The sequence below is a fragment of the Mycobacterium sp. IDUB_39 genome (assembly GCF_055419205.1).
Map to the genome: position 1 here is coordinate 191,312 of NZ_JBVAXF010000003.1, position 12,691 is coordinate 204,002.

The following is a 12,691-nucleotide window of genomic DNA, read 5'->3' on the forward strand; positions in this document are numbered from 1 at the left end:
GGCGGTGCAGAATGGCTGCCATGGCGGCCATCGCGCAGCTTGCAGCCGACGGAGTCCTCGCGCTGGTAGGGACGGTGGTCAACCCCGCCGGCCTGATCCACGCAAAGACAGTGCCGTTGGCCCGATCGGCGGCATTCGTGCAGCCCGGGCTCGGCGCGAGCCCCGTGTGGCACGTGTTCGCGATAGACCAGCTCGGCGTGGTCACCGGTGACGCCATCGGCGTGGTCGGCGATCTGCGGGTCCGCATCGATCCCGATGCCGTGCGCGTGCTCGGCAACGGATTGGCCTGGGCGCCAGGGAATTTCTTCCACCAGGACGGCTCACCAGATCCGCTGTGCAGCCGTGGCGCCCTGCACCGTGTCCAGCAGCGACTCACCGCGGCCGGGTTCGAAGCGCTCGTCGGCCACGAGATCGAATTCGTCCTGGTTGGGCCCGACGGTGCCCGGCTGCCGTCCACGATGTGGGCGCAGTACGGCCTGGCCGGGGTGCTGGAACACGAGGGTTTCGTCCGCGATGTGATCGAGGCGGCCGCCGCGTCTGGCATTGTGCTCGAACAACTCCATCCCGAGTACGGCGTCAATCAGTTCGAGATCTCGCTGGCGCCGCTCGCGCCCGTCGCGGCCGCCGACCAACTGGTGGCGATGCGTATCGTGATCGGACGAGTGGCCCGTAAGTACGGTGTGCGAGCCAGCCTCTCTCCGGTTCCGTTCGCCGGCAGCGTCGGATCCGGTGCTCACCAACATCTCTCGCTCACCACAGACGGCGTGCCCATCTTCTCGGGAGGTGCTGGGCCAAGGGGTATGACGCCGGCCGGTGCATCGGCAATCGCCGGGCTGCTGGCGGGTCTGCCCGCCGCCCAGGGCGTGCTGAGTGGCTCGATCCTGTCCGGCCTCCGGATGCGGCCAGGCCTCTGGTCGGGGGCACACGTCTGCTGGGGCACCGAGAACCGGGAAGCCGCCATGCGGTTCGTCGCCGGTGGTGATGCGAATCCCCATGGCGCCAACGTTGAGGTGAAGGCCGTCGACCCGTCGGCGAATCCGTACTTCGCCACGGCAGCCATCCTCGGGCTCGCCCTCGACGGTATTGCGCGCAATCTCTCGCTGCCGCCCGAGGTCACCGTCAACCCGTCGCTGCTGAGCGCGGCGGAGCGGGAAGCCGTTGGCATGACGGCGCTCCCTAGTGATCAGATCGAGGTGATCGACGCACTCGCCGGATCCGAGCTCGTCCGAGGCATTCTCGGGAGCTCCGCGGTTGACGCGATCGTCGCGGTGCGGCGGTATGAGCACGACACATACGCCGACCTCACCGACGACGAGCTGGCGGCCAGATTCCGGATGTCCTGGAGTGTGTAGATGATTCGTTCATCTGATCACGTGCTGGCAGACCACATCGAATCCCTGCGGTTGATCGACCATCATGTGCACGGCTTCTGGCTGGAACCCGGCGACCGCAGCCGATTCGAGAGCGGCCTCAGCGAGGGCAACGCCAATCCCACCGCCGGCTGCGGGTCCGCGTTCGACACGCAGCTCGGATTCGCGCTGCGCGCCCACTGCGCCCCTCTGCTGGGGCTGGCGCGCCACGTCGATGCGGACACCTACTGGGACCATCGCCGCGGGTACGACGACCTCGAGTTGGCGCGCGTGTTCCTGGGCGCGGCGGGGGTGTCGGATTGGCTTGTCGACACCGGACTCTCGGTGGGCCCCGCGGAACCCGTGCTGGTGTCGGAGGTCTCGGGTGGGCGCGCACACGAAGTGCTGCGGCTCGAGACGCTCGCGCAGGACGCCGCCCACATGAGCGGTGACTACGCCGCGGTGTTCGAGGAACTGCTGCACACGCGCGGCGTGGCGGCGATCGCGACGAAGTCGATCCTGGCCTACCGCGGCGGGTTCGTCGGAGACCTGTCGGATCCGTCGGCGGCCAGCGTGCGCGAGGCCGCCGCACGCTGGCGCGACGAGGGTGGCGCCCGCCTCACCGACCGGGTGCTACTGCGTTTTGGCCTGCATCAAGCCCTACGGCTGGGCAAGCCACTGCAGTTTCACGTCGGGTTCGGGGACCGGGACTGCGATCTGGCGCACGCGAATCCGCTTCACCTACGCGACTTCCTGTGCGCAGCGGGCGACACCCCGGTCATGCTGCTGCACTGCTATCCGTTCGAACGCGAGGCGGGCTATCTGGCTCAGGCGTTCAACAACGTGTACCTCGACGGCGGCCTGTCGATCAATTTCCTCGGAGCGCGGGCCAGGGACTTCATCGGCCGCCTGCTCGAGCTGGCCCCGTTCCACAAGATTCTGTACTCGTCGGACGGATACGGCCCGCCGGAACTGCACTATCTCGGTGCACGCCTGTGGCGCAACGGCATCCGGGACGTGGTCACGGAGTTCGTGCGGGCCGACGAGTGGTCACTGGGCGATGCCATGCGGGTGGTTGAGTTGATCGCGTCCACAAACGCTCGACGGGTCTACGGCCTGGACTGAGCCGACCTCGTGGATCGCCCGAACCGTGACGCGGGCACCGCGGTGCGGTACCAGGATCACCGCCTTGACGCGCTGCCGCTCGCCGGCCGCCGCCGTCGTCGCGAACTCCACTCGACGAAGCACCTCGCGCAACACGATCCGCAGTTCGGCCAGCGCGAAGGTCGCACCGAGGCAGCGGCGGTTGCCGCCACCGAACGGTAGCCACGTGGTCGGACCGAGCGTGGCGCCCAGCATGCGGTCGGGATCGAAGCGCTCCGGATCGGGATACAACTCGGCGTTGGCGTGGACGAGCCCGATACCCGGGGCCACCATCACCCCTGCGGGCAAACGATATCCGGCGATGACCGTCGGTGCCTGCAGCACCCGGCCGACGTCGAAGACCACCGGCCGGATTCGGAGGACCTCTCTGCCCACGGCGTCGAGGTACTCGTCGCCCGCGGGATCTCCTGCCGCGCTGGCGTGTGCCGCCCGCACCGCCCTTGCCAGGACATCGGGGTGACGGGTGAGCCGCTCCAGCGTCCACGACAACGCGGTGGCGGTGGTGTCGTGCCCCGCCACCAACAGCGTCATGAGCTGATCGCGCAGTTCCTGGTCGGTCAACGCCCCCGAACGGATCATCACGGCCAGGGCATCGGTGCGCTCGCCGAGGTGGGGATCGGCCCGCCGGTCGGCGATCTCGGCGTACAACAGGCGATCGGCCTCGGCGATATGCCCGCGCACCGCTCGCCAGGGTCGGCGCCGCTGCAACTTCGGGTTGGCGACCGCCAACGTCTGCCAGGCGCTCAACGTGAGCAGTTTGGGCATGACGGCGCGTAACTCGGCCAGCCGCACTGGATCGCTCGCGCCGATGACCGTTCGCAGAATCACCTCGAGCGTGAGCCGTGACATGTGCGGTGCCACCGCGAACTCGGCACCGATCGGCCAGGATGTGATGTTCTCGGTCGCGAGTTCGGCCATCACCCCTGCTTGGCGTGCCACGGCGTCACGGTGAAACGGCGCCATCACGAGCTTGCGCCGTTCGCGGTGCACATCGTCGTCGACGACGAGCACGGAGCTGGATCCGAGCAGCCCGGCCAGCATCGAGTTCGCCTCGCCTGCATGGAAGATGCGCGGATCTCCTGCGAAGACCGTCTTGAGGTCGGCTGGATCATCGACGTAGACCAGCGTTCCGATCCCGGCGATCCGCAGCGTGAAAACCTTGCCGTAACGACGTCGGCATCCCGCGACGAACCGCGGCCAGAACCTCAGCATGAGTCCGGCCTGCACCAGCCTGGGCAGGGGTGGCCCTGGCGGCAGCGGCGAAGCGCTCATACCGCCAGCATATGCTCCCGGTTAGACCTCACCGGTTGCGTCGTACACCCAGGACATGTCGGCATTCGCGAAGTCCTCAAGCCATGTCGGGGGAGCATGGTTGGCCAGGGCGCCCATATCCCAGTAGTCCTTCCACACCGTGATCTTGTCGTTCTCGACCCGGTGCACGGTGACGAACTTCAGGACCGCGGATTCACCTGTGCTCCAATGCCATTCCTCATGATGCTCGTACATCGCATCGTGACCGTTGTCGACGAGCAGGCCGTCGAAGTTCTCGTAGGACGCAAGCGGCTCGAGGCCGATCTTGAGCCGCTTGACGATGTCATCGGGTCCCTTGGCGGCCGCCGCGGGCCCCACCGGCACGTCGAGATAGATGCAGTCGTCGGAGAGGAAGCCCTTGAGGCTCTCCCAGTCCCGCGCCGACAGCGCCTTCCACATTCCAAGAACTGTATCCTCAACTGACACTGGCGAACTCGTCTTTCTGCTTGGGGAGTGCGGGGGAGTTGTGGGCGGCGCGCAGGAAGCGGCCCGTGCGCTGCTTGCCAACTAGATCGGTGGCCTGACCGGCGACGAAAACGGCTCGCCCACCGACGAACACCGCCGTGACGGTCTCATCGTTGCGGTTGACCATTCGGGACAGGCCGCCGTACTGGTCGACGGAATCCTCCGCGTAGCCGTCGAGGGAGTGGTCGAGGCGCTCGGGGTCGATGATGGCGATATCGGCGCGGTCGCCGACGCGCAGGTGCCCCGCGTCCAGGCGGTACCAGTCGGCGAGTTCGCCGGTGAGCCTGTGCACCGCGGCCTCGACGGTCATGAACGGCGTGCCCGCCCGCTGCGCGTCGTGGACGTGCCGCAGCAGCCGCAGACCCATGTTGTAGAAGGCCATGTTCCGCAGGTGGGCGCCGGCGTCGGAGAAGCCCATCTGGATACCGGGGTCGCGCGCCAGCTTCTTGAGCACCTTGGGCCGGTGATTGGAGATCGTGGTGCGCCACCGCAGATCCGTGCCGTGCTCGAGGACCAGATCGAGGAACGCGTCGACCGGATGCAGTCCGCGCGCGTCGGCGACCTCGCCGAAGGTCTTGCCGACCACCGACGCGTCGGGGCAGGCCACGATGTCGGCGTCGTAGAAGTCGCGCTGCCAGACCCGCACGCCGAGCTTGTTCTCGTAGTCCTTGCGGAACTGACGCCGGTAGGCCTCGTCGCGCATCAATTCGTTGCGTTCCACCTCCTCGGCCAGATGCAGCGCGGCGGCACCCGCGCCGAACTCCTCGAACACCACCAGGTCGATACCGTCGGCGTAGACCTCGAACGGCACGGGCAGGTGCTGCCACCGGAAGTTGCCGCCGAACAGGTTCACCGCACGCGCCAGCGGGCCCATCATGAGGATCGCGTAGGGGTTGGACTTCACGTCGGCCGCCGACAACAGGCTCGTCTTGAGCGGATTGCGGAGGATGCCGAGCGACTGCGCCACCTGAGACGCCAGGTTGAGCGGGTTGGAGATGTCCGGCCCGGACTGCATGACCCGGCCCGCCCGCCGCAGCAGCGACTTCAGCCTGCGCAGCTCGCGGGGCTTGGCGTAGGTGGACGGCAGCGTGCGCGAACGGCAGACTTCGCCGTCGATCTTGTCGAACAGCAGTTGCATCGACGACATACCGACGAAGCCCGCCCGGAGAGCCTCGCCGAGCATCTCCTCCATGCGCGCCAGTTCCTGCCGGGTTGGCCGATCGTCCTTGCGGGTGGCCCGGTCCAGGCCCATCACTGCGGTTCGCATGTCGGAGTGGCCGATGAATGCGGCGAGGTTCGGGCCCAGCGGGCGCGCCTCGAGTGCCTCGATGTACTCGTCACAGGTGGTCCACGTCTTGTTGCCGTCGACCGCGCCGATGACGTGCTCGCGCGGAATGGCCTCCACCCGGCCGAACAGATCGCCTGCCTCGGTGCCGTCGACGTGAATGGTCGACAGCGAGCACGAACCGAGCATCACGGTGGTGACGCCGTGTCGCAGCGACTCGGCCAGAGCGGGACCGTTGAGCACCTCGACGTCGTAGTGGGTGTGGATGTCGAGCATCCCGGGCAGCACCCACTTGCCGGTCGCGTCGAACACCTGCAGGCAGCCCGTCGAGTCGAGTTCATCGGTGGTGATCGCCACGACGTGACCGTCGCGGATACCGAGATTGCGCACCGCTGACGCGGCGCCGGTTCCATCGAACCAGCGGCCGTTGCGGATGATCGTGTCGTAGGTCACCCCGTCATAGAACCGTCCCCGGCCAGCGGTGTCAACGAAATCGTGAACAGATTCTGAAATTTGTCTACTGGACGGCCCAGGCGTCGGGCATACGCCCGTCGGTATCGGTGAAGCGATACTCGCGCGCCAGTTCTGCCGAGCTCACCGACCGCAGGTTCCAGCGGGCACGGTCGGGGTCCGCGGCGATCGCGGCGACACCGCGGCCCAGGTATCGAGGCGTCTCCGATTCCGCGAAGGCCGGCGGTGCGACCGAGTGGCCGTCGGTGCGCTCCGGGTCCATCGCCGCCTGCCAGTCGCTCTCGGTGACGCCATAGTTGTCCAGCATCATCTCCGACCGCAGCCACCCCGGGGTCACCGAGACCGCCGTCGCCCCGTACGGCGCCAGGTCGTGCCCCTGGCTGAACGCCAGCCGGTTCGCGGCGACCTTCGCCAGGTCGTAGAACGCCGAGATGCGGTAGTGATTCGCGTTGAACTCCGCCGTACCGTCGGTCACCTCGACCAGCAGACCGCCGGGTCGCGACACCAGCAGCGGCAGCAGGCAGTGGGAGGTGATCAGGTGGGTGTCGATGCCCAGGCGCAGGATGCGCAGTCCGTCGGCGAGGTCGTGCTCCCACAGCGGCCGGTTCCACGATGACGGCGACCCCTTGAGTACCTCCGCGCCCCATATGGAGTTGACCAGTACGTCGATGGCGCCGTAGTCCGTGCGCACCCGGTCGGCCAGCGCGCGCACCTGGTCGGGCTCGAGATGATCGACGGCGATCGCGATGCCGACACCGCCGAGGTCGGTGACCAACTGGGCGGTCTCCTCGATGGTCTCGGGCCGGTCGTAGTCCGACCGCAGCAGGCCCGACACACTGCTGCGCCCGGTGCAGATCACCGTCGCTCCGGCCTCACCGAGAGCAGCGGCGATACCCCGGCCTGCGCCACGGGTGGCGCCTGCGACCACGGCGACGCGGCCCCGGAGGTCTGGTGGAACGCGCTGCGACATCCACCCAGTATTGGTGGTGTGGCGCTTCGCCAGCGGCACTTCGGCATACGCGGGCATACTCGCGATGGTGACCCCGCTGCAGCGGTACATCGCCGAGGAGATCGCCACCGATCACGTTGACGGCCTGCTGTCCAGGCGGGAGGCGCTGCGGCGCCTCGCGCTGATCGGTGTCGGCACCGCCGCGGCCACCGCGCTGATCACCGCGTGCGGGCAGCCACGCGAGCAGGCCACAGCCCCGACCAGTGACACCGCCACGAGCCCGACGACCGCGCCCGGCGGTGCTTCGCCACCCGGTGCGGACACCGCGGTCGCAGGTGAACCCATCACCTGGGCCGGACCTCAGGGTGACCTGCAGGGTGTCTGGGCAGCGGCACAGAATCCCCGGGGCGGCGTGCTCATCATCCACGAGAACAAGGGCCTCACCGACTGGGCACGGTCGATCGCAGGGCGGCTGGCGGGGATCGGGTACTCGGCCCTGGCCATCGACCTGCTGTCGGCCCGGGGTGGGACCGCCACCTTCACCGACCCCGCCGAGGCGACCGCGGCGCTGAGCACGATCCCGCCCGCGGAGTTCGTGGCCAATCTGAAGTCCGGTGTCGCCGAGGTGGCCCGGCGGGCGCCGGGCGTCAAACTCGCCGCGGTCGGCTTCTGTATGGGCGGTGGCCTGGTCTGGCAGCTGCTCGCATCCGGTGAGCCCCGGCTCTCGGCGGCTGTCCCGTTCTACGGCCCGCTGCCCGATGGCGCTGACTTCAGCGGCTCCCGCGATGTCGCGGTGCTGGGCTTCTACGGCGAGAAGGACGCCCGGGTCAACGCGACGAGGGACGCGGCGGAGCAGGCGCTCACCAGGGCCGGTCTGGCGCACGAGCTGGTCATGGAGCCGGGCGCCGACCACGCGTTCTTCAACGACACGGGGCCGCGGTACGACCCGGCGGCGGCCGCTGATGCGTGGCAGCGTCTGCAGGATTGGTTCACCCGGTACGTCGGCTAGTCCCGTCCATCGACGACGAACGGGTCCTGCGGTGACCTAGGATTCGAGGATGGTTCGACGGGCTGACGTGACGTTGGCGAGCGTGCTCGGGGCGGTTTTGGCCACGGCGTTCGCAATGGTGACCGCGTCCGCACCCGCCACGGCCGAGCCGGAATCACCGCCCTGCTCGTTCGCGCTGACCCCGCCGCGTGTGGTGGATGTGTCGGGCACCCCGATGGTGACGGCGTCGGTGAACCCGGCCGGTTGCTCGGTCGCGGCCGAGCCGACGTCCTCGGTCGCCTGTGTGCAGTTGGAGGGCAGTTCCGCGGTACAGCAGTGCGCCTCCACCGCGGGGCCCGGCACCGCGCAGGTCTACTACGGTCCGTACCGGCCCGGTGCCACCTATGTGTCGACGGGTCGCGGCTGCGCGTCGACGGGCAACCCACCCCGATCGCTGTGCCAGACCGCGGGCCCGCTGACCGCCACGCTGTAACCCCTGCGGCGTTTCGATCACGGTGACTCCAGATATGGTCGCGGCTATCCACTGAGCCCTATCGTCCCTCTAGTCGCCGGCACTCGGCGCCATGAAGGGCGGGTACTAGCATGTCCGAAACCATTTCTGCAACAGATGATTTGGGCATACCCGAGAGACCGGACCGCAAGCTGCGCGGCCGCCTCGGCGTCGCCTCCATAGTCTTCATGGTGGTCGCAGCGGCCGCACCGCTTGGGGTGATCGGTGGTGTCGTGCCGCTGGGCATCGCCTCGGGTAACGGCACCGGCTTCCCGGCGACCTTCATCGTGGCCACCGCCGTATTCCTGTTGTTCGCCGTCGGTTTCACCGCGATGACGCCCTTCGTCGAGGAGGCCGGGGCGTTCTTCTCCTATGTGCGCACGTCACTGGGTGCTCCGACCGGTATCGGCATAGCCTTTGTCGCGATCGTCACCTACGTCGCCCTTGAGGCCGGCGTCTATGGCCTGTTGGGCCTCGCGGGATCGAGCGTCGTCGAGTTGTTCGGTGGCCCCGCGGTGCCGTGGTGGTCGGTCGCGTTGGTCACCTTCGCGGTGACGACCTACCTCGGCTACCGCAGCATCGAACTGTCGAGCAAGGTGCTCGGCATCCTGCTGACCGCCGAGATCGCGATCGTTGCCGTCCTCGATCTGGTGATCGTCGTCCAGGGTGGCGACAGCGGATTGTCCACCGGCATAGTCGATCCCCAGGCCATCCTGTCCGGATCGCTGGGCATCGGCCTGCTCTTCGCCATCATCAGCTACGTCGGCTTCGAGGCGACCGCGGTGTTCCGCGACGAGGTACGCGACCCCGAGCGCACCATCCCGCGTGCGACGTATGTGTCACTGGTGCTGATCGGCGTCTTCTACGCCATCACGAGTTGGGCGTTCATCTCGGGCTGGGGTGACGAGGAGGCCGTCCGCAGGGCCACCGACGAGGGCGCGACATTCCTCGGCGACACCGCCCAGCGCTACCTCGGCGTTGTGGGCGCAGACCTCGTCACGGTGCTGTACTTCACCAGCCTGTTCGCGTGCATCCTCGCGTTCCACAACGTCGCGTCGCGGTACGTCTTCGCGCTGTCGGCGCGCGACGTCCTGCCGGCGAGGCTGAGTCGGCCGCATCACCGGCACGGCTCGCCGCACCGGGCGTCACTGTGGATCTCCGGCGTCGTCGCGGTCGGCATCCTGGCCGCGGTGGTGTTCGGACTCGACCCCGCGGCGCAGTTCTACACCTGGTTCGCCGGTGTGACCACGGTCGGCGTCATCATCCTGATGGTCACGACCAGCGTCGCGGTGCTGGTGTTCTTCGCCCGTGATCGAAAGGGCCACTCCCAGTGGCGCGTTCGCATCGCGCCGGCGCTGGGTCTGATCGGCCTCGTCGCCGCCCTCGGACTGATCCTGGCCAACCTCAGCGATCTGGTCGGTGGATCCAGCGTGCTCGCGTGGATCATCGTGGGCCTGCTCGCCGTCGCATTCGTCGCGGGCTTCGTCATCGGTGCCCGGGTCCCGGACAACTCAGACCAGGCCGCCTGATGACACAGATCATCGACGGACGATCCGCGGCGACGGCCCCCGAACTCGAATTGCTGCGGGGGATCGAGGACGGTTCTCTGGGCGAGATCGAAGTGGCGTGGAGTGACGCGTTCGGTCACGCCGCGGGCAAGCGAATCCCGGCGCGGGGATTCCTCGAGCGTGCCAGGAGCAGCGGGTTCGCGTTCTGCGAGGCCGCGCTGGGCTGGAACACCGACGGCACGGTCATCGACTCGCTGCGGCTGACCAACTGGGACAGCGGTTATCCCGACGTGCTGGCAGTGCCCGATCTCGCGACGTTCCGGCCGCTGCCGTGGCGTCCCGGCGTCGGCCACGTCGTGTCCGATGTCGTGCGGCACGACCGGCAACCCTCACCGCTGGATCCGCGCGGCGTGCTCAAACGGGTGCTGGCCCGACTACTGGCGCTGGGCTACACCGCCAAGGTCGGGGTGGAACTCGAGTTCTACCTGCTGAATCCGGACGGGTCGCCGTTCCAGGAGGACATTCACGCCTACTCGCTGGAGAACGCCAATGCCCTCGACCCGATCCTGACCGACCTGCACGAGACCCTGGGCGCATTCACCAGGCTCGAGGGCATCCAGACCGAGTACGGGCCGGGTCAGGTCGAGACCAATCTGATCTACACCGATGCGCTGGAGGCCGCCGACGACAGTGCGCGGCTGAAGTACGCCGCCAAGGAGGTGGCGCGCAGGCACGGCAAGATCGCCAGCTTCATGCCCAAACCCTTCTCCGAGCATTCGGGAAGTTCTGCACACCTGCACATCTCGCTGTGGCGGGACGGTCAGCCCGCGTTCGCGTCCGACGATGGCAACGAGAACGACGTCGCCCTGCACGCGATCGCCGGCCTGCTCGAACATCTGCCGTCAATAACCCTGTTCGGTGCACACTCGGTGAACGCCTACCGCCGGTTCGTGCCCGACTCGTTTGCGCCCGCCACCGTCACCTGGAGTCGCGACAACCGCAGCGCCGCAGTGCGGTCACTGATCGAGTCGACACCCGAGGGCAATCGCATCGAGCTGCGGACGGGCGGCTCGGATGCCAACCCCTACTGGCTGACCGCGTCGGCACTCGCAGCTGTGGTCGCCGGGCTTGAGGCGGCCAGGAGGCCACCGTTGGCCGAGGGCGGAAACCTGTACGGCAGTGGGACTCCGCTGCCTGAATCTCTGGGTGTGGCCGTCGCCCTGGCCACCCGGGACGACACAATCGCCGACATCCTGGGCGTCGCGTCGGTACATGACTTCGCGGCGATCGCCAGCAGTGAGTGGATCGAGTACAACGGCCACGTCAGCGACTGGGAACGTCAGCGCTACCTAACGCGATCGTGAGGCGGGCGAACGAATCATTCCCGCTTTCGGTGAGGAGAGACCGACCATGACACTCGACTCCGTCGCGGCGCGGCCCGCGTTCTCCGACGAACCGCTGCGCGGCACGACCGCCGACCGCCTGGCCCGCTTGCCAGAGATCGTCGCGGAGTTGCGTCGTGCGGATGCCATCGCCGAGCGGGAACGCGTCCTGCAGTACGGCGCCGTCGAGCGAATCCGCCGCGCAGGCCTGCTCGATCTGCGGGTTCCCGGACGGTACGGCGGTCCCGGAGGACGAGTTCGCGACGTGCTCTACACCGTGATTCAGATTGCGAGAGGCAGCTCGAATGTCGCGCAGTCGCTGCGCGCGCACTATGGCTTCGCCGAGCGTCTGCTGAGCAACCGGGCAACCGAACACGAACGGGTGCAGTGGTTTCCGGTCATCAATGCGGGAACCGTGTTCGGCAACGCGATCACCGACCTCAACGGCAAGGCGCCATCGAGTGCGGACACGACGCTCATCGCCGACGCGGCGGGCGTGCTGCGCCTCAATGGCCACAAGTTCTACTCCACCGGAACGCTCTTCGCCGACGTCATCGCGGTGTCCGCCATTGACTCCGGTGGCCGCGACCTGCAGGCGGTCGTGCCGACGGACCGCGTCGGCGTCGAGTTGTTCGATGACTGGGACGGTTTCGGTCAGCGCCTCACCGCCAGCGGCGGAACCCGATTCGACGATGTTGCGGTGCACCCCGACGAGGTCACCACGATCTCGGACGGTGCGCACCTGGGCCACAGCACCGGCTTCCTGCAGCTGTATCTGGCTGCCGTGGCGGCGGGCATCGCGCACGCGACCGCTGACGACGCGGTGGCCTACGTCCGTGAGCGGGCGCGACCGGCGGCGCACTCGGTGGCCGCGACGGCGGCACAGGATCCGTTCGTGCTGGAGGCCGTCGGCGAGATCGCCGCCAACGCCGCGGCGGCGGAGGCTCTGGTGCTCGTGGCGGCCGACGCGATCGACGACCTCACCGACGCCGGACGCCAGGACGATGCCGCTGCTCTGGCCGACCTGGCGGTCGTCATCGCGAAGGCACAACTGATCGCGGAGCGCCTGACGTTGTCGGGCGCGCAACGGTTGTTCGACACCGGCGGCGCATCGGCCACCGCGCGGACACTCAATCTGGACCGGCACTGGCGCAATGCGCGCACCCTGGCCAGCCACAACCCGCTCGCCTACAAGTCGCACGCGACGGGGGACTACCTGGTCAATGGCACCTGGCCGCCGGCCAACGGCTACTTCTGAGCTCTGGCCCAGCTGAACACCGCCGAGACCGCGGGGAGATCGCGGTTTCG

The 12,691-nt window shown here is 68.1% G+C and carries 11 protein-coding genes; 7 read left to right on the top strand and 4 right to left on the bottom strand.

The window, feature by feature from the left end:
* Positions 1-11: 11 nt before the first annotated feature.
* Both ACZY0X_RS12825 and ACZY0X_RS12830 read left to right on the top strand, forming a co-directional pair.
* The gene (locus tag ACZY0X_RS12825) at positions 12-1,352 is read left to right on the top strand and encodes a type I glutamate--ammonia ligase (protein WP_463770896.1); all 1,341 of its coding nucleotides are present in this window, start codon (positions 12-14) and stop codon (positions 1,350-1,352) included.
* On the top strand, positions 1,353-2,474 hold the full coding sequence (locus ACZY0X_RS12830; protein WP_463770898.1) for an amidohydrolase family protein: 1,122 nt from the start codon (positions 1,353-1,355) through the stop codon (positions 2,472-2,474).
* On the opposite strand, the gene ACZY0X_RS12835 is transcribed toward ACZY0X_RS12830, so the two are convergent.
* The 4 genes from ACZY0X_RS12835 to ACZY0X_RS12850 form a co-directional block, all read right to left on the bottom strand.
* A complete protein-coding gene (locus ACZY0X_RS12835) occupies positions 2,400-3,785 on the bottom strand; it encodes a cytochrome P450 (RefSeq protein ID WP_463770899.1) in 1,386 nt (461 codons plus the stop codon). The two genes, ACZY0X_RS12830 and ACZY0X_RS12835, sit on opposite strands and share 75 nt — an antisense overlap.
* Positions 3,786-3,806: 21 nt before the next feature.
* On the bottom strand, positions 3,807-4,223 hold the full coding sequence (locus ACZY0X_RS12840) for a nuclear transport factor 2 family protein (RefSeq protein WP_463770900.1): 417 nt from the start codon (positions 4,221-4,223) through the stop codon (positions 3,807-3,809).
* Positions 4,224-4,239: 16 nt separating this feature from the next.
* Complete coding sequence (locus ACZY0X_RS12845) at positions 4,240-6,027, bottom strand: N-acyl-D-amino-acid deacylase family protein (RefSeq protein WP_463770901.1); 1,788 nt, start codon at positions 6,025-6,027, stop codon at positions 4,240-4,242.
* A 64-nt stretch (positions 6,028-6,091) separates the two neighbouring features.
* Positions 6,092-7,015, bottom strand: coding sequence for an SDR family oxidoreductase (locus ACZY0X_RS12850; protein ID WP_463770903.1), 924 nt, complete (start codon positions 7,013-7,015; stop codon positions 6,092-6,094).
* 67 nt (positions 7,016-7,082) lie between these two features.
* On the opposite strand from ACZY0X_RS12850, the gene ACZY0X_RS12855 reads away from it, so the two are divergent.
* The 5 genes from ACZY0X_RS12855 (at position 7,083) to ACZY0X_RS12875 (ending at position 12,641) form a co-directional block, all read left to right on the top strand.
* A complete protein-coding gene (locus ACZY0X_RS12855; RefSeq protein ID WP_463771569.1) occupies positions 7,083-8,003 on the top strand; it encodes a dienelactone hydrolase family protein in 921 nt (306 codons plus the stop codon).
* A gap of 49 nt (positions 8,004-8,052) precedes the next feature.
* Positions 8,053-8,475 carry a hypothetical protein gene (locus tag ACZY0X_RS12860; protein WP_463770904.1) on the top strand — a complete coding sequence of 141 codons (423 nt, stop codon included), beginning with the start codon at positions 8,053-8,055 and terminating at the stop codon, positions 8,473-8,475.
* Positions 8,476-8,585: 110 nt separating this feature from the next.
* Positions 8,586-10,022: an APC family permease gene (locus ACZY0X_RS12865; RefSeq protein ID WP_463770906.1), complete on the top strand. Its 1,437-nt coding sequence runs from the start codon at positions 8,586-8,588 to the stop codon at positions 10,020-10,022.
* A complete protein-coding gene (locus tag ACZY0X_RS12870; protein WP_463770907.1) occupies positions 10,022-11,365 on the top strand; it encodes a glutamine synthetase family protein in 1,344 nt (447 codons plus the stop codon). The genes ACZY0X_RS12865 and ACZY0X_RS12870 overlap by 1 nt, the downstream gene beginning before the upstream one ends.
* A 46-nt stretch (positions 11,366-11,411) precedes the next feature.
* Positions 11,412-12,641, top strand: a complete 1,230-nt coding sequence (locus ACZY0X_RS12875) for an acyl-CoA dehydrogenase family protein (protein ID WP_463770909.1) — start codon at positions 11,412-11,414, stop codon at positions 12,639-12,641.
* The last annotated feature ends 50 nt before the right edge of the window (positions 12,642-12,691 follow it).